At 59.2% G+C, this 17397-nt stretch carries 14 protein-coding genes; 1 reads left to right on the forward strand and 13 read right to left on the reverse strand.

Translation table 11 applies throughout. From position 1 onward, the window contains the following. Window positions 1-2 precede the first annotated feature (2 nt). From O3298_RS10905 to O3298_RS10965, 13 genes are all read right to left on the reverse strand, one after another. Entirely contained in the window at window positions 3-455 is a 453-nt protein-coding gene (locus tag O3298_RS10905; RefSeq protein ID WP_305059329.1) for a conjugal transfer protein TrbN, read from the reverse strand. A 35-nt stretch (window positions 456-490) separates the two neighbouring features. Further along, complete coding sequence (gene trbL, locus O3298_RS10910; protein ID WP_305059330.1) at window positions 491-2143, reverse strand: P-type conjugative transfer protein TrbL; 1653 nt, start codon at window positions 2141-2143, stop codon at window positions 491-493. Between the two features lie 5 nt (window positions 2144-2148). After that, window positions 2149-2358, reverse strand: a complete 210-nt coding sequence (trbK, locus tag O3298_RS10915; RefSeq protein ID WP_305059331.1) for an entry exclusion lipoprotein TrbK — start codon at window positions 2356-2358, stop codon at window positions 2149-2151. A 10-nt stretch (window positions 2359-2368) separates the two neighbouring features. Continuing rightward, window positions 2369-3133, reverse strand: a complete 765-nt coding sequence (trbJ, locus tag O3298_RS10920) for a P-type conjugative transfer protein TrbJ (protein ID WP_369811584.1) — start codon at window positions 3131-3133, stop codon at window positions 2369-2371. A gap of 15 nt (window positions 3134-3148) precedes the next feature. Then, a complete protein-coding gene (locus O3298_RS10925; protein ID WP_305059333.1) occupies window positions 3149-4501 on the reverse strand; it encodes a TrbI/VirB10 family protein in 1353 nt (450 codons plus the stop codon). After that, complete coding sequence (locus O3298_RS10930; protein WP_305059334.1) at window positions 4498-4911, reverse strand: conjugal transfer protein TrbH; 414 nt, start codon at window positions 4909-4911, stop codon at window positions 4498-4500. Before O3298_RS10930 ends, O3298_RS10925 begins: the two co-directional genes overlap by 4 nt. Before the next feature lie 79 nt (window positions 4912-4990). Next, window positions 4991-5890, reverse strand: coding sequence for a P-type conjugative transfer protein TrbG (trbG, locus tag O3298_RS10935; RefSeq protein WP_305059335.1), 900 nt, complete (start codon window positions 5888-5890; stop codon window positions 4991-4993). 11 nt (window positions 5891-5901) lie between these two features. After that, window positions 5902-6666 carry a VirB8/TrbF family protein gene (locus tag O3298_RS10940; protein WP_305059336.1) on the reverse strand — a complete coding sequence of 255 codons (765 nt, stop codon included), beginning with the start codon at window positions 6664-6666 and terminating at the stop codon, window positions 5902-5904. After that, a complete protein-coding gene (locus tag O3298_RS10945) occupies window positions 6663-9200 on the reverse strand; it encodes a VirB4 family type IV secretion/conjugal transfer ATPase (RefSeq protein WP_305059337.1) in 2538 nt (845 codons plus the stop codon). The genes O3298_RS10940 and O3298_RS10945 overlap by 4 nt, the downstream gene beginning before the upstream one ends. Beyond that, window positions 9197-9508: a conjugal transfer protein TrbD gene (locus tag O3298_RS10950; protein ID WP_092605191.1), complete on the reverse strand. Its 312-nt coding sequence runs from the start codon at window positions 9506-9508 to the stop codon at window positions 9197-9199. Before O3298_RS10950 ends, O3298_RS10945 begins: the two co-directional genes overlap by 4 nt. A gap of 2 nt (window positions 9509-9510) precedes the next feature. After that, window positions 9511-9939, reverse strand: a complete 429-nt coding sequence (gene trbC / locus O3298_RS10955) for a conjugal transfer system pilin TrbC (protein WP_369811546.1) — start codon at window positions 9937-9939, stop codon at window positions 9511-9513. A 10-nt stretch (window positions 9940-9949) separates the two neighbouring features. Continuing rightward, a complete protein-coding gene (gene trbB, locus O3298_RS10960; RefSeq protein WP_305059338.1) occupies window positions 9950-10909 on the reverse strand; it encodes a P-type conjugative transfer ATPase TrbB in 960 nt (319 codons plus the stop codon). A 198-nt stretch (window positions 10910-11107) separates the two neighbouring features. After that, window positions 11108-11485 (reverse strand): transcriptional regulator, encoded by a 378-nt coding sequence (locus tag O3298_RS10965; RefSeq protein WP_305059339.1) that lies wholly within the window; start codon window positions 11483-11485, stop codon window positions 11108-11110. A gap of 1103 nt (window positions 11486-12588) precedes the next feature. Between O3298_RS10965 and O3298_RS10970 the strand changes: the two genes are divergently transcribed. Next, window positions 12589-17355 (forward strand): type ISP restriction/modification enzyme, encoded by a 4767-nt coding sequence (locus O3298_RS10970; RefSeq protein ID WP_305059340.1) that lies wholly within the window; start codon window positions 12589-12591, stop codon window positions 17353-17355. Window positions 17356-17397 lie beyond the last annotated feature (42 nt).

A 17397-nucleotide genomic window follows, 5' to 3' on the forward strand; every position in this document is an offset into this window, starting at 1 on the left:
GATTACCGCCCAGTGATTAATCGATTTTTGTGGATAAAGAAGTTGCACTGCAGCCAGTATGCCCACTTTTCTGCTTTTTTGATGAGATCTTCTTGGTACTGTGAGTTGTGGTTTTGTGTTTTCGAATGGTAGTGGGCCGCCCTTACCCACATATTTCCTTTATCGTGCAGCAAGTGCTGCCTCAGGCGCCAAGCGGCTAGATCATACGGATAGCAGCCTTTCATTGCGACATCTGCGGGAGTGATTCCATATTGCCGTAGCTCAAGTAAATAGGCAGAATTGAATTGCATCGGACCGATGTCGTAGGTGCCATTTTTGTTGGCTACAAGCATTCCTGGCCTGCCACCTTCCTTCTCTGCAATCGCCAGCATAATATTGGCGGGCACCTGGTATTTGATGGCGGCCGTGATCGAGCACACGATGCGTTCCTGCTGCAGGGGAGGGAGGTCGAGCATGCTGTTTCTCCTTTGTTCCGTTGGGGCGTGAGGAGCTATTCGGGCTTGCGGTCGCGGAATGCCGCCACCTCCCCAGTTGGATCTGCGGAAGAGCTGTCTCCTGCGGAGAGGCTGCCGTCGTCTATCGCTGATGCGCCGGTATCCGGCGCTCCAACTTGATCTCGGGACTTGATGGCGGCAGCAATCTGGCCGCCGATGGTTTTGCCGACGCGGCCACCGGCCGCCGCAAGACCTTGCCTGACCTTTGCCTTGCCGACATCCCAGGTTCCCTGCGCCAGATTGCCTGCTGCACCTGCCGCAATCCTGCCCGTTTTCGCTGCCAGTGCCGCTGCGGCGGCCGGGCTACCCATTCCGGGCGCCGTTTTTGCTGCACGTTGGCCCGTTTTGCCTTCGCTGCCAGCGTTGGCTGGTCCGTTTGCACTTTGCTGATTGGCGGGTGAGGCGGGAGGCTGCGATTGCTGTGGTGCGCTGCCTGCTGGCTGTGTTTCTGCGCTACCACTTCCAACGTCGGCACTGCTGCTTGCCGCCTGCGCGGTGTCGCCCATGGCTGCAGCGAGCGCACCGCTGCCGGTGCCTGGATCGGGTCCGGTTCCGCTGCCGCCTCCTCCGGCCGAGGCCATGAAGTCGCGGGTACCGCTTCCTGCGCTTTCTGCAGCATTTGCCTTGGAGACGGCTGCCATCAGCGCCTGAACTCCGCCGGCGATGTTCGCCGTACCTGCGACAGCCGCGGCACCGGCGGTTGCTGCCGCCGTCGCGGCCATGGCGGCTGCACCCAGTGCCGTTCCTGCACCGAAGCCGCTGCCAAGCGCGCCGGTGCCACCGCCCATTGCCAGACCGCCTATTAGCGAAGGAACCTTGTTGACCAGGGCGAGCAGAATGATGGCCACGACCATGATGACGGCAAGTTCTTTCATCTTATAGGCGGCACTGATGTTGGTGTAGAACTCATCCATGAACGACTTTCCGATGCCGACGAGTAGCACCATGGTGAAAAGCTGTGCTCCGATGCTAAGTACCGTTTTGTAATAGTTGATGGCCATGTCCGAGGTCCAGCGCGAACCACCAAAGCCGAGAAAGAAGATGCCTGCATACGCCAGTATCCATCCGCTGATCAGGAGCAGCAGCATGTTCACGCCGATTAGCGCCAGAACAATCAGGGTAATCAGGCTGATAGCCACGCCAACTGCGCTGCTGAACGGCGACCAGACGGTTGACTTTGAAAGTACCATGGCAAAAATATCAAAGCCGATATCGACGATTCCTGATGGGGAAAGGATGGTGCTAGAACCATTTGCGTTTGCTGCGATCACGCGCATTGAATCCATGATGGAGGTTGCAAAGGCAGGTCCATTGCGCAGCAGCCACCAGTAGAAGCCAGTGAAAATAGTGAAGCGGGCGAATTCGGCGAAGAACTCGCCAATATCTGCCTTGCGCAGGGCCATCATGCCGAATGTCCACACCATGCTGATGGTGGCCAGGGTCCAGAACAGGCGTGTGGCGTGGGTCGTGATTGTCGCCGACCAGGTGGCGGCAATCGCAGAGTAGCGTGCCAGAACGTTATCCAGCACCCCTGTACTGTCGATTTCGGCCCGTGCGGCGAGGGGAGCGAGTACCAGGCATAGTATGAGAAGCCCCCGTAGTAAGGCCGTGGGCGCGGGTGTTCTGGTGGCACCGGCAGTTTTCATCATGCACCTCACCATCCACGTGACGGACTGGGGCGGAAGCTGTAGCGCCGTACGCATAGGTCTTCGAACTGGTTGCGGTCCTTCCGGTCCTTGATCTTCGCGATCGCCTCGGGCTCGCAGTTCTCTGCCGTTACGGGCGGCAGGGAATCCGCAGGATCGCCAGGCGTGCAGGCCAGGAGCTGAACCAACACGGCGAACAGTATGATTGACTTGCGCATGGCTGCCTCCCTACCAGCCGCGCGCGGGGCTGGGACGATAGGTGTTGCTGAGCACCACTTCATCCGATGCGCGCTGCATTGCCTCGCGGTCGGCCAGGCTCTGGTAGCGCGTAGCGATGACGTTTTGCTGGGAAATCAGCAGGCCGCGTATCTGCAGCAACTGCGTGGCCTGCTGGCTGGCCAGCTGGTTGGCATAGCCGATGGCCTGCATCTGGCCACTGGCGCCTTGCGCCGCCGCCTGCAGTTTCATCAACTGGCGCGCGTCGGCCTCCATGGCGTCCTGCTGGCGGTCCAGCCCACGGAAGAGGGCGTCGGTTGAACGTTTTTGTGCGTCCGAGCCGAGGCGCTGGGCGTCGCTCATCGCATTCCACTCCGCCTGCGTGCAGCCGCGCACCGAGAAGCACGGCGATCCGCGGTAGTCGCTGGCGCTGCGGTACTTGCGCAGATAGGCGTCAATGCTGCCCAGGCTGCTCTTGTAGTAGCCGAGGGTATCGATTTCGCGCCGCAGCAGGTTCATCGTCTGGCTGGCCTGGTCCCAGATAAAGGCGGGCGGCGCGGCGGTATTTTGCAGCATGTTCTGGTACTGCTGCAGCTGCGTGCGGTACTGCTGGATCTGCTTGAGCGTATGCGCCACGTTTTCCAGGGCGCTCACGCTGTTCTGCGACAGGTTGCTGGCATCGATGACCGGCAGCCCCGCACGGGCCGGCTGCACGGCAATCGGAATGCAGAGCACCATGCCCGCCATGATTTTAGCCGCTAAAGATTTGTCCATGATTGCTGCTCCTTGCCGTCAGTAGTCGAATGCCTTGTAGGGGCGGGAAAAGGTCAGGTCCTTGGTGACTATCACGTTGAAGCGGTAGCCGGGCCGGATCTCCAGCGTCGGCGCGATGTTCATGTTCCGGGCGATCAGCTGGGCCGTCACCTGCCCAAGCTGCTGCCCCAGCGCCTCGCTCATGGCGCTGCTGGCGCTCTGGCGCGTGCCCAGGCTGAGTGTCTGCGGCTGGCTCATGGCGATGCCCGCCGTGATGCCCGACATCAGGAAGGCCAAGGAAAACAGGCGGAAGTAATGGTTGTTGACCTGGTCGCGGAAGCCCGCATAGCCGGCGCTGTCCGCACCAGGCATGCTGCCGATGTCCATGGCCTTGCCATCGGGGAATACTATGCGCTGCCACGCGACCAGCACGCGCGACTGGCCATAGGCGATGTCGCTGGAGTACTGGCCCACCAGGCGCGAACCCTGCGGGATCAGCCGCCATTTGCCCGTTGCAGTGTCGAATACGTCCTGGCTGACCTGGGCGACGATCTGGCCCGGCAGGTCGGAATTGACGCCGGAAATGAGCACGGCCGGGACGATGAAGCCGGCGCGCAGCTCGTACGGCGAGCGGGGCGCTTCCGCGCGGGAGTCGAGACGCCAGCGGTCGCCCTGGCCCTGTACGTCGAACTGGCGGTAGTCCTTGCCGCCCGCCGCCGGTTCAACTGGCGGCACGGGTCTGGCCGCAGTATCTCCCAGGCTTGCCGTCTGCAACTGCTGCAGCCGGGCCAGGTAGGCGGCGGCAGGGTTGTCGCGGCCCTGCGCATCGGCCTGCTGCTGCAGCGCCGCCATTTGCGTCAGGGCGTCTTCGCGGCTGAGCGGGACGCCGCCAGGCGCGGAGCCTGCACTGCGCGGGGCGATGGCCTGCACCGTGGTGCGCGAGCGGACCGCTTCGTCGAGCTGGCGCAGCTTGTCCATGCGGCTGCGTTCGCGTTCTTCCATGCCGCGCTGCTCTTCCAGCGGCAGCGCGCCGCCGGGCGGCCGCGGCGGAGCTTCGAGTTCATCGGGGCGCGCCACGATGATGGCGCCGGGCGGGGGGATCTCTGGCATTGGCGGGGCCGCTGCCTTTGCTGGCGCGACGAAACCGTCCTTTTCGCTGCCCGCGATCTCGCTGGCGAACATGCTGGTGCTGCCTGCCTTGGCTTCCAGCTGGTCCGCCGGGCGGTTTTGCTGCGCCGAGCGGTCCCAGGCTACCAGGGCCATCACCAGCAGGAAGATGCCCATGGCGCCGCCAACCAGGTAGACGGGCAGGTTGTTGACCCTGCGCACGCCGGATTTCCTGCGGACGCTGCCGGGCGAAGCGTCCGGCGACATGTCTTCATCGCCGCTCATGGCGCAGCCTCCCTGCGAATCCATGCGCTGGCCGGGCGGGCCGCACCGCCTTGCAGCAGGTAGGCGCGCGTCAGCGACTCGCTTCCCGCATACAGGGTCAGGCGGACCAGGTCCGGCTCGGTAGCCATGTCCAGCACGTAGCGCAGCGCGGTGGCGCTGGCTGCCGATGGCAGCGGCGGTACGGCGGGCGGCGTCTGGCTGTTGAATTCACCGATGGCGTAGCCATGCGACCGCAGCCGTTCCAGCAGTTCCCTGCCGAAGCCGTCCTGCGCCGCATGCTGCAGCGCAAAGCGCGTGCGGGCAGGCGGATAGCTAGCGATAAGCCGCATGGCAGCATCAGCGGCGATGCCGTTTTCCTGCGCTGGCACCGGCGCGGCCAGCAGGTTGCCGTAGGCGGGCGCGTCAGCCATGCGGTTTGCGGCGCAGCCCGCAAGGCAGGCCAGGAGGAGGTGTGTAAAAATCAGGCGTCCAAGCATCAGGGCGTGCATGCTATTTCTCCCGCGTGATTGTGATCTTGTCCTGCGTTCGGCCGGCGCCGGCTATCAGGATTGCCTTGTCGAACACCGTGTCGACGATGTAGCGGTCACCCTGCAGCCGGTAGTTCACCATGGCCGTTTCATCTTCGCTGAATAGGCCGCCGTCCCTGCGCACCACCAGCAGGGTGGGCGCTTCCGTCTGCACCATCGCTTGCGGCATCTGGATGATGGTCTTGCTGCCGTTGTTGTACACGCGCACGGGCTTCCAGGGGGCGGACCCCGTCACGGCATAGGCGAAACTGAGGTCGCCCAGATACTCACCGGTCTGCGCGATGGTGCGCTCCTGCTTCTCCCTGGTATCACGGGTCTTGATGGCGTCCCATTTCGCGGCCGCATCTTCGACATAGGTGAAGGCGATGCGCGGCATGAACTCGCTGCGGTGCGAGCGCAGGCGGAAGTGGTAGGTGCGCCTGCTGGTGGTGACGATCAGCGAAGTTTCCAGCCCCACGTCGAGCGGCTTGATAATGAGGTGCTGGACTTCGGCGGGGCCGCTGCCCGTGATGGCGGGTTCCACGGTCCAGCGCGCAGTGTCGCCGAGGTGGATGGAGTTGACCTGTTCACCCGCCTGCAGCTCGATATCGCATACCTGCAGCACGGCGCACACGATGCCGGGTTGCTGCGCGCCAAACAGGAAGCGGATTGCGCCGTCGTCCCCCGGGACGGGCTGCATGCCCGTGCCGCTGCCGGTGCGCCAGCGCTGCGCGATGGCGATCGCGTCTTTTTCCTGCCTGGTCAGTACCAGGTCCTTGCCCGAGAAATAGCTGTCGGCGACGCTCTTGCCGTCTGGCGCGGCCTGGACCGCAGCCTGGACGGCGGCGAGTGCCAACGTCAGCAGAAAGGGGATGGGTTGCATGGCTGGCCTCCTCAGAGCTGTCTTGCCCAAGAAAAATCGCGGACATAGATGCCCAGCGGGTTGTTGCGCAGCTGTTCTTCCGTGGTCTGCGGCGTGGCGGCCACGGTGTACACGGTGAGCAGCGCGCGCATGCGGAATGGCGGCGTCTTCAATACGCCCTGGCGGTCGCGCACCGTTTCCGTCCAGTCCACCTGCCAGGTATCGGCCGTTTGCGGCAGGGCGGAAATGATCTCGGTGCTGACGGTTTCCCTGGCGGCCCGCTTGAGCGGGCTGCTTTCATCGGTGCCGTTCAGCCATTCGTTGGCCTTGGCGGTGGCCGGGTCATTTGCCGCCAGCATCGAATACAGGCGGTAGACGGCCTTGCGCTGCAGCGCGATGTCCGGCGTGACCAGGCGCGCGTCGCCCACGAAAGAGGCGACGGCGGCGCGCACCACGCGCTGGTCGGCTGTCGCTGCCTGCTGCGCCGGGGCCACTGCCACGGGCTGGCCCAGCTTGTCGACCTCGACCACATAGGGCACGAAACGGGACTGGCTGGCGACATGGACCATGCCGCCGACGGCAGCGAGGGCGACCAGCAGTGACAGCACGGCCAGCAGCTGCCAGGCCTGGCGCGAGGACGCGGCCTGGGCTGCGTGGTCATTCCAGGTGCGCCGCGCGGAAAGGTAGGGATTGTCGCTTTCGCCGCTGCGCCGCCCGCCGTCAAGGAATCCGTCCTGTGCGGGCGCCTTGCGGCTTCCTGCCGTGCGCAGCGATCTGAATATGCGGGCAAGGTTCATGCTGCTCCTCCATAGTCGTCTAGGTTCAGACCCCGGCTGGCCAGCCAAGCGCCGGTCCACGCAGCGCCGTGCCTGGCCTCCAGCGCCTTGACAGCCGCCACCGACTCCTTGTCCGTGGCACCGACGAAGGCCATGGCCAGCGGCCCGAGCGCCAGGTCGTACAAGCGGCGTCCGTGCTCGGAGACATAGTAGTACTGGCGCTTCGGGATGGCCGTGGCGAGAATGTCGATCTGGCGCGCGTTCAGGCCCATGCGGCGGTACAGCGCCGCCGTGTCTTCGTCGCGCGCATACACGTTGGGCAGGAAAATCTTGGTGGCCGTCGATTCCACCATGACGTCGAGGATGCCCGAGCTGGCCGCGTCGGACAGGCTTTGCGTGGCCATCAGCACCAGGCAATTGGCCTTGGCCAGCACTTTCAGCCAGACCCGGATGCGGGAGCGGAAGGCCGGGTGGCCCAGAGCGAGCCATGCCTCGTCGAGGATGATGGCGGCGGGCTGGCCCAGCAGGCTGCGCTCGATGCGGCGGAACAGGTACAGCAGGGTGGGGAGCGCATATTTTTCGCCCATGCCCATCAACTCCTCGATCTCGAACACGGTGAAGTCGGACAACGACAGGCCATCCTCCTCGGCGTCGAGCAGGTGCCCCATGCTGCCGTCAACCGTGTAGGGGCGTATCGCCTGGCGCACGGTTTCATCCTGGATCGTCAGCGCGAATTCGGACACGGTCTTCGCGCCGCTAGCATGCATGCTCATGATGGCGTTGCCGATTTCGTTGCGCTGGGCGGGCGTGGTGTCGACATTGTTCAGGGCCAGGATGGTGTCGATCCATTCCATGGCCCAGGCGCGGTCGCTGCGCGTGGCGAGGAATTGCAGCGGGCAGAAGGCGAGGCTGTCGCCGTCGCCCGCCACCGTGTAGTGGCTGCCGCCCATGGCTTTGGCCAGCGGATACATGGCCATGCCCTTGTCGAACACATACACCGACATGCGCTGGTAGCGGCGCAGCTGCGTGGCGATCAGGCCGAGGTGCGCCGATTTCCCGCTGCGTGTCGGACCAAACATCAATGTGTGGCCCAGGTCGCGCACATGCAGGTTCAGGCAGAACGGCGTGTCGCCATGCGTCACGCAGTGCATCAGGGCGGGCGCCAGCGGCGGATACAGGGGACAGGGCGCCTTGTCCAGTCCTGTCCAGATGGTGCTCGTGGGGAGCAGGTCGGCCAGGTTCATGGTGTTGATCAGCGGGCGCCGCACGTTTTCCACGCCGTGCCCGGGCAGGCTGCCCAGGTAGGCGTCCATGGTATTGACCGATTCCACCCTCGCCGCGAAGCCGGTGCGGTTGATGGCTTTCTCGACCTGGCGCGCGGCAGCGTCAAGCCTGTCCCGGTCCTCGTCCATCAGGATTACCACGCTGGTGTAGTAGCCCTGCGCCACCAGGCCGCTGTTGACCTCTGCGATGGCCGCCTCCGCATCAGCCACCATCGACAGCGCATCCTGGTCGACGGGGCCGGTGCTGGTGTTGAATACCTGGTCGAAGAAGCCGCGTATCTTCTGCCGCCACTTCTTGCGGAACTTGTCGAGGTGCCTGACCGCTTCGTGGGCGTCCATGAAGATGAAGCGCGAGGACCAGCGGTACTCGCATGCCAGCTCGCCCAGCGCGGTGAGGATGCCGGGCGTGGACTCCAGCGGGAAGCCCTCGATGGCAACGGCCTGGATGAACTTGCGGCCAATCCGGGGAACGACGCCGCCGAACAGTTCCTGGCCGCCGATGACGGCATCCAGGTACATGGGATTGCGGGGCAGGACGACGGGGTGGTTGATGCCGGTGACGCAGAACTGCAGCCAGCGCAGCAGGGCGTCATGGGTGGCGCTGCTACCATCCTCGCCAGTGACCTGCGTGCCGCGTAGACGCTCGAGCGCCACTGCCGACGACAGGCGCGACGCGATACTGGCGCACTCGCGGCTGAAGTAGTCGATCAGGCCCTGAGTGCGCGCCCTGTGGCCGGGTGTGGCCGCTTCGTCGTCGAACATCAGTTCGACGAACCTGCTCTGTGCCAGCAGCGGCGGCAGATAGGTGGCGCTGAGGACGAAGTAGCCTTCATACATGGTGCCCATGCTTTCGAACAGGCGGCGGCGCTCTTCATCGATGGCGGCGGACACCGGGTCCGGGAAGTGGGACAGGCCTGCTGGCGCATAGCCGGGCGCGGGCCGCCGCACCGCGTCGACGTGGATCATCCAGCCGCTGCCCAGCCCCGACAGGGCCTGGTTGATGCGGAAGGAGACCAGTTCGCGCTGTTCTTCCGTGCTGCTGGCGTTGTCCCCGCCGCGGTAGATCCAGGCCGCCATGAAGGCGCCGTTCTTGCCGACGATGATGCCATCGTCGACCATGGCGGCATAGTTCAGCAGGTCGGCCAGCCCTGCATCGCGCGAGCGGTGCTTTTTCAGCCGCATGCCGGCGCCAGCCGCACGGATGCGCGCGTACAGGATGGACAGCATCAGGCAGCCGCACGCCGCCATGGCGATGGAAATCGTCTCGGTCATTTGTACTGCCTCCCCTGGCTGCCCGTATTGACGCGGAAGGGCGTGCTGCGCGCGGCATAGTAGCGCCGGTAGCGGCGGTGGCGCAGGTACACCTGGCGCAGCCGCGGATCGTGTGCCGCCATCAGCCGGCAGGCGAAGAGGGCGCCCGTCCACAACAGCAGCCCCACCACCGATGCCCGCAGTTCCTGCGCGCTGAAAATGAGCGCAAAGGCCAGGAGGCCGGAAAACATGACGAGTTCCCGGTCTCCGCCCATGAACAGGTTATGCCGGTTGCCTGCCCGGCGGATGGGGATGGCGCGCAGGGCCATGGCTATGCCATCCGCGTGCCGGTGCACAGTGCGGCATGGCGGATGGCGCCGCGCAGCATGTCGCCTGCCGCAGCGATTTCTGCGCCGCGCCCGAAGAAGGTGCTCATCACGTTTTGCGCACCCACCAGCAGCGCCATCACCAGCACGATGAAGATCAGCGTGCGGAAGACGCCATTCAGGTCGCCGCCGAAAATGAGCACACCGCCGGCGATGACGATGCCGATGATGGACAGTGCAAATGCCACGGGGCCGGTGACGGAGTTGCGCAGGTTTTCCAGCCAGCTCTCATAGGGCAGCGAGCCGCCGGTGCCGGCAGCGGCATGGGCCTGGTACGGCAAGGACAGGAACAGCAGCACGATGACGGCCGCGCAAAGCCAGACCTGCGCCTTGGCGTGCATGGGGCCCGGCGGGCCAGGCAGGAATGTAAGCATCGGGAGCTCCTCAGAGTAGATGGGTGAGATAGCGGCCGTCCGCGTAGCCGGAAACCTCGAGGATTTCCTGCACGCGGCGGCCAGCGGGGGTACGGGCGATATGCACGACCATGTGGACCACCTCGCCGATGAGTGGCTCAATGTCGGCCGGGGCCGATGCGTTGCGGGTAATGAGTGACTTCAGGCGCACCAGGCCCGCCGCCGGATTGTTCGCGTGCAGGGTGGCGGCACCGCCCTCGTGGCCCGTATTCCAGGCATCGAGCAGGTCCAGCGCCTCGGGGCCACGCACCTCGCCGACCAGGATGCGGTCAGGACGCATGCGCAGCGCGGCTTTCAGCAGGGCCGTCATGGAGACGTCGAAGGAGGTGTGGTACTGCACGAAGTTCTCGGCGGCGCACTGGATTTCCCCCGTGTCTTCGATGATGAAGACGCGTTCGCCGGGATCGCAGGCCACCATTTCGTTGATGATGGCGTTGACCAGCGTGGTCTTGCCGGAGCCGGTGCCGCCCGTGACGAGGATGTTGCGGTGGCCGGCCACCGCCTGCCGCAGGACGTCGCAATGGTGCGCGGTCATGGTGCCGGCAGCGGCATACTCGTCCAGCGTGTAGATCGCCACGGCCTTCTTGCGGATGGCAAAGGTGGGCGAGGGGACGACGGGGGGCAGCTGGCCGGCGAAGCGAGAGCCATCGAGCGGCAGTTCGCCTTCCAGCAGGGGCTTGCCGCGCGTGACTTCCTTGCCATGGTAGCCCGCCACAGTCTTCACGATGGCCTCGGCCTGCGCCGCTCGCAGGGTGCCGATGCATTGCATGCGTTCGCCGAGCCGCTCCTGCCACAGCCTGCCATCGGCATTGAGCATGACTTCCACCGTGCGCGGATCGTTCAGCGCGGCCATCAGGAGCGGGCCCATGTCGCGTTCCAGCTTGCGCCGGGCCCGGTCCTTCAGCGTGGAAAAATCTTCGGTTTCAGCCATGATCGGTATACCCCTGTTGCATTTATGCCATGCCGCATATGCAAAGGATATATCGTAAAAAAACGGCTGAATTAGACCTAGCGCAAACCCTATCGGCAAATTTCTTGATGAGTTCGGTGTTTAATGCGGGTATTGCTTGACTATTTCACGCAGGATATGGATTTCCGGCGCATTTTGCGCCTTGGGCGCTAACTGGCGTCAGCCGTCTTCCGGTTTGGCGCCAGCGATATGCTTGCGGTTCGCATCATTCCACTGGCGTACCTGGAACGCCTGGTATTCCGTGAGCACGGCTGCCACGCGCACATAGCCGGGAGGCAGGCTGCTCGGCGCCTTGCCTCCGGCGAGCATGTCCAGCGATTCCTGGTCCAGGTCGGTAATTTCCAGCAGGGCAGGAAGCGCGACGTCGAGGGCCTTGGCGATCGACTCCATGATCTTGAGCGAGGGGTTGGCCTTGCCGTTGGTTAGGTCGGACAGGAACGACACCGACATGCCCGCACGGTCGGACAATTCGTTCTTGGAGATGCCCAGTTCGTCGAGCACGCGCAGGACGTTGGTGAAGAAGATTTGGTTGTACACGTTGGCTGATGTCTTGGATTTATACTCTTGAATTATACAAAAAGTGTCAACTTGAACATTTTCTAGTGTACCTGAGGATGTATTCATTGATTGGGTACATTGAAACATTTTTCATGCCAGGGGGGCTTTGCGCATGGTTGTGGACTAAAAAAAATTGGCAAGCTATTGTGGGCTGTCAGTAAGTGAGGGTTTCGTGGGACTGTTTTTTTCGCGACAAGTTTGAGTGCCAAGTTGTTGAACGACGCGATTTCAATCCTGTAACCTGGACGCTTATCTTTAGCCCTGATCATACCTCAGCAATATACCCTGAGGTAGTAATCTGGTTGTTGCGCCTGAATGATCTGCTCAGGCCGCCTTCATGCTGAACTATATGGACGCCTCCCTTTTGCAAGGTAGATTGGGTATGTTCAGAATTGGTAAGTCGCAGTTCTATATCCGGCCCTTTATTTACGGCGACACCGTCGGCCTTGATGAAATTCGCTGATCCATACCACGTTCTTTCAACGGGCTTTTCTAAGCCCAGTACTGCATTCAGGTTTAGTGGATCCCAGTCTGACCTGTCTGTCAACGCAATTACTACCTAACGCAACTTTGCGCGGCATCCTTTCATAGAGAGTTCTCTATTTCAAGTCTCAGCGCTTTTTCTTGCTTTGTGGACTAAACGCGGGAGGCGTCCATTACATTCTTTCAAAAATCTGAATTTGGAAAATTCTACTTTTAGACGCGATCATTTGGTGGTGGGGGCGAGCAATAAATAAGGATGGTTGTCGAGCTGTCCAGATTGTGTTTTGACTGTTAAAATTGCCTCCAAGTATGCAGCGGGTAATCTGACTTTACATATCGTTACCATGCTTGCCGAATTCGAATAGAACCGAGCCTGAAGCGGCCTCTCCTGGGATAGAGCCTGTCGCCCTAACGCCCTGGTCCTGGCGGCTGAAATCCCTGCTCGGTGAAACGCGGATCAGAGGGATCAACGAGTTGGGGCGCCTAAACACTCCTCCATCGGATGGATCGCTGATCTGCATGGCGTATCGAGAACAACCATTTACAAGTCGCACCACGCAAGGATGACGCGGGTGAGGCGCAGCCATTGAAGATAAACCATGATCCGAACCATTCTCCAACAGTATCGAGACCAGTCTGCTTTCAACCGCGATCTTGGCGACCGCTTTGAACGCCTCATGCGGGCTTATCTCAAACTTGATCCTCAATATGTCGCCCTTTTCTCCGACGTCTGGATGTGGAAGGATTGGCCCCATCGTGAGGTCTTGGGCTACAAAGCTCCAGATACCGGCATTGATCTGGTGGCCAAGTTACGAGAAGGAGAGGGGTACTGCGCGATCCAGTGCAAGTTCTATGACTCTCCTATCCCGTTGGGTGACCTCGGTAACTTCTTCACACTCTCTGGCAAAGGCGGATTCACGCAGCGTATGATTATGGCCACGGCCAATCTGAGCAAGCACGCGGCCGATGCACTGGAAAATCAGACCATCCCGGTCGAGTTGATGACCTTGGAGGACTTGGATGCAGCTCCAATTGACTGGTCGCAGTTCTCGCTTGACCAGCCTGATCAGCTGAGAAAACTACCCAAGAAAGAACCGCGTGAGCATCAAAGCGACGCGTTGTTTAACGTGACCAAGGGCTTCAAAACCAGTAATCGCGGTAAGCTTATCATGGCATGCGGCACAGGCAAGACCTATACCTCGCTGATTGTTGCCCAGGAGATGGTCAAGCCGGGCCAGCACATCCTCTTCCTCGTCCCGTCCATTGCGCTGCTGTCTCAAACGCTGCGAGCATGGACGGCCGACGCCAGCGTGCCACTACGCTGTTTTGCTGTGTGCTCCGATAGCGCGGTTAGCCGCAACGAAGAAGATATTCGTATCTACGAGCTGGCTTATCCTGCCACGACCAATGCTACCAAACTCGCCAGGTCGCTGACCGAGACGCAGGACTCTACGGCCGTGACCGTAATTTTCTCGACCTACCAGTCCATCGACGTAGTGCATCAGGCCCAGCAAAAGACTGGCATTGAATTTGAACTAGTGGTCTGCGACGAAGCCCATCGCACTGCGGGATATACGGCGCCGGGCGAAGATCATTCCGCATTCTTGCGCGTACATGACAATGACTATATCAAGGGGAAAAACCGGCTTTACATGACAGCGACTCCACGTATCTACGCCGAAGCCAGCAAGAACAAGGCAGAAGAGTCGGACGTGCAAGTGTTCTCGATGGACGATGACACCACTTTCGGTCCTGTGTTCCATCGGCTTCGCTTTGATGAGGCCGTCAAGTTAGACCTGCTGTCGGACTACAAGGTTCTGGTTATCGCCGTCGATGAGCTGCACGTCAGTCAGGTGTTGAACCAACGGATCGCCGATAGTGGCGATGGACTCAAGCTTGACGACGCTGTGAAGATCGTCGGATGCTGGAACGGCTTGGGCAAGCATGTCGCGGCAGAGGATGGTATGGACATCAGCGCAGACCCAAAGGCTATGCGCACAGCCATCGCCTTTGCGCAGTCCATCAGACACTCCAAGCTGCTGACCGCTGAATTCGAGCGAGTATCTAATGACCTCGGTGATGAGATTGACTATTTGCCCGCTCTGGAAGCCAAGCATGTCGATGGCACTATGAACGTGGTTGAGCGTAATCAAAAGTTGTCGTGGCTGAAGGGTAACATTGGCACTGATGAGCCAGTCTGCCGCATCGTGACCAACGCCCGCTGCTTGTCCGAAGGCGTCGATGTGCCCGCTCTCGATGCCGTCATCTTCTTGAATCCGCGCGACTCGGTGGTGGATGTGGTGCAGTCGGTTGGCCGAGTAATGCGTAAAGACCCCGCTGGCCGGAAGAAATACGGCTATGTGATTTTGCCTATAGGCATCCGTAAAGACACTTCACCTGAGACCGCGCTGAATGACAACAAGAAGTATCGCGTGGTCTGGCAAGTGCTGAATGCCTTGCGTGCTCACGATGATCGACTCGACAAGCAGTTCGCCACCATTGACTTAACCGGTAAAGCGAACGGGATCGTCAATGTCATCGGCGTCGGTGGTGGCAACGACAAAACCGACAGGGTGCCTGATCAACTCGGGTTTGCCTTCGATCCAATCGAGTTGGGTAAATGGCAGGACGCTATGTTTGCCAAGATCGTTAACAAGTGCGGCAATCGTCGCTATTGGGAGGACTGGGCTAAAGACATCGCCGAAATCGCTGACCGCCACCAGATGCGTATCCGCGCGCTGTTAGATAAGCCTCACTCGAAGGGTAAGAAGGCCTTTGACGAATTTCTCAAGGGCGTTCGTAAGAATCTGAACCCCAGCGTTAGCCAGAACGATGCCATCGAGATGCTCGCACAGCACATCATCACCAAGCCGGTTTTTGATGCGCTGTTCGAGGGCTACGCTTTCACGAGTAAGAACCCTGTTTCGCAGTCTATGCAGAAGATCATGGACATTCTCGAAGCTCAGGCCTTGGATAAGGAGCACGAGACGCTGCAGGGCTTCTATGCTAGCGTGAGGGAGCGGGCGTCTGGTATCACAGACCCCAAGGGGCGACAGAAGATCATCGTTGAGCTCTATGAGCGATTTTTCAAGACTGCGTTCCCGCGTATGGTCGAACGTCTTGGTATTGTGTACACGCCAATCCCTGTTGTTGACTTCATCCTTCGCAGTGCGGACGCCGCGTTGCAGGAGCATTTTGGTTACCGCCTTGCGGATCAGAACGTTCATATCCTCGATCCATTCACAGGCACTGGAACCTTCCCAGTGCGCTTGATTGAAACAGGGTTGATTCCAGCTGATAAGCTGGCTTACAAGTACCGCCACGAGCTACATGCCAATGAGATTGTGCTGCTGGCTTACTACATCGCTGCAATCAATATCGAGGAGTCATTCCACCGCGTTACGGGGCAGGATTACGAACCATTTCCAGGCATCGTACTGACTGACACTTTCCAAATGAACGAGCCGCAAACAGGTGACCTTGACGAAGGATTGCCTGAGAACCATGAGCGAGCAGATCAGCAGAAAGAACGCGATATTCACGTAATTGTCGGAAATCCACCCTATTCGGTCGGCCAAGACGACACGGGCGAGAACAACCAAAACTTAAGCTACCCTAAGCTCGATGGCCGCATCGGGGCGACCTATGCCGCGCATTCGAGCTCGACTAACAAAAATAGTCTCTATGACTCTTACATACGTGCATTCAGGTGGGCCGCTGATCGAATTAAGGAGGAAGGGGTTGTTTGCTTTGTAACGAACGGCGGTTGGATCGATGGTAACACCATGGATGGATTCCGAAGGTCTCTACGAGACGAATTTTCGGACGTCTACGTATTCAATTTACGTGGCAATGCACGTACCCAGGGAGAGCTTCGCCGCAAGGAAGCTGGAAACGTTTTTGATGCAGGATCGCGCACACCCGTAGCGATCACACTTCTTGTCAAGAGGAAGGGGTATAGCGGCCCTGCGACCATTCGCTACCATGATATAGGCGATTATCTGAGCCGTGAACAAAAGCTTGAGATCATTACCGGCTTGGGAAACCACCAGTCTGTGCCATGGCAAATTATTGAACCGAATGAGCACCATGACTGGATCAATCAACGCAGTGGTGACTTCGGTTCCTTTGTTCCATTGAATGATGCTCCTGATGCAATTTTCATGCTCCGGTCCAGTGGAGTTCAAACGAATCGGGACAACTGGGCATACAACGCTAGTCCGACGGTTCTGGCACAAAGTATGGAGAGGATGATTGATTTTTACAACAATCAGCTGGTATTGCATCGAAATGCAGTTCAAATTGAGGGCTCCTCCAAAGATAAGGAGAAGGTGGCTGGCCAGTTGATCGACGCCAGTCCCAATAAAATTAAGTGGACTCGTAGTTTAATAGCACACCTTGTCAGAGGCCGAGTGGGCGTATTTGATAAAGAGAAGCTCGGCAAGGTTGCATATCGACCATATTGCCAGTCATGGATTTATTACGATCCACAGTTTAACGAATACTATAAAGAAAAACTTTATCCTAAGCCTGTGCCAAAAAATTTGGCGATTCAGGCGACCGGTTCAGGAGGGAATAAAGATTTTTCATGCATAATCAGCAACCTTATTTTTGATGTTCAAACACTATCGAATGGACAATGTTTTCCGCTCTATTGGTATGAAAAGGCCGATGGGAAGCAAAGACAATCAGGCTTTGAGTTTGAGCAAGGTTCCAAGGACAATGAAATTGATGGGTATATCAGGAGAGATGGGATTTCTAGTGCAGCACTAGAAAATTTTAGGAAACATTATTCTGATCAAAGTATTGAAAAGGAAGATATTTTTTATTATGTTTACGGTGTATTGCATTCTCCTGAATATCGAGAACAATATTCTTCCGATTTAAAAAAGGTACTCCCTCGTGTGCCATTTGCGCCAAATTTTCAGGCTTTCCAGAATGCCGGCCGAAGTCTTGCTGCGTTGCATCTGAACTATGAATCTGTCGAGGAGTGGCCAGTAGTTGAAGATGCTAAGGAAAAAGGCGATCTAAACGATTTTGCTTACTATCGTGTTGATAAGATGCGCTTTGCTTCTAAAGGTGGCCGCGAAAAAGAGAGAAGTATTATAGTTTTCAATAGCCGAATCACTCTCAAGGAAATTCCTGATGAAGCATATGAATATGTAGTTAATGGTAAAAGTGCTGTTGAATGGGTAATGGAACACTATCAAGATTACACGGATAAAGATAATGGAATTCGCAACGATGCCAATGATTGGTGTCGAGAAAATAACGATCCGGCCTATATTTTGAAGTTAATTAAGCGCGTTATCCGCGTTAGCGTGGAAACGATGAAGATTATTGAAACCCTGCCGTCCATTGTTTAATTAAATTGGTAATGTTTTTTCTTTTACGTGATTTTAGTGTTA

The organism is Janthinobacterium sp. SUN137 (assembly GCF_030587265.1).
Taxonomy (GTDB): domain Bacteria; phylum Pseudomonadota; class Gammaproteobacteria; order Burkholderiales; family Burkholderiaceae_D; genus Janthinobacterium; species Janthinobacterium kumbetense.

Bases quoted from the DNA above. Each gene is read 5' to 3' on its own strand.
- O3298_RS10905 (WP_305059329.1), bottom strand. From the start codon at position 455: ATGCTCGACCTCCCTCCCCTGCAGCAGGAACGCATCGTGTGCTCGATC.
- trbL (WP_305059330.1), bottom strand. From the start codon at position 2,143: ATGATGAAAACTGCCGGTGCCACCAGAACACCCGCGCCCACGGCCTTA.
- trbK (WP_305059331.1), bottom strand. From the start codon at position 2,358: ATGCGCAAGTCAATCATACTGTTCGCCGTGTTGGTTCAGCTCCTGGCC.
- O3298_RS10925 (WP_305059333.1), bottom strand. From the start codon at position 4,501: ATGAGCGGCGATGAAGACATGTCGCCGGACGCTTCGCCCGGCAGCGTC.
- O3298_RS10930 (WP_305059334.1), bottom strand. From the start codon at position 4,911: ATGGCTGACGCGCCCGCCTACGGCAACCTGCTGGCCGCGCCGGTGCCA.
- trbG (WP_305059335.1), bottom strand. From the start codon at position 5,890: ATGCAACCCATCCCCTTTCTGCTGACGTTGGCACTCGCCGCCGTCCAG.
- O3298_RS10940 (WP_305059336.1), bottom strand. From the start codon at position 6,666: ATGAACCTTGCCCGCATATTCAGATCGCTGCGCACGGCAGGAAGCCGC.
- O3298_RS10945 (WP_305059337.1), bottom strand. From the start codon at position 9,200: ATGACCGAGACGATTTCCATCGCCATGGCGGCGTGCGGCTGCCTGATG.
- O3298_RS10950 (WP_092605191.1), bottom strand. From the start codon at position 9,508: ATGGCCCTGCGCGCCATCCCCATCCGCCGGGCAGGCAACCGGCATAAC.
- trbC (WP_369811546.1), bottom strand. From the start codon at position 9,939: ATGCTTACATTCCTGCCTGGCCCGCCGGGCCCCATGCACGCCAAGGCG.
- trbB (WP_305059338.1), bottom strand. From the start codon at position 10,909: ATGGCTGAAACCGAAGATTTTTCCACGCTGAAGGACCGGGCCCGGCGC.
- O3298_RS10970 (WP_305059340.1), top strand. From the start codon at position 12,589: ATGATCCGAACCATTCTCCAACAGTATCGAGACCAGTCTGCTTTCAAC.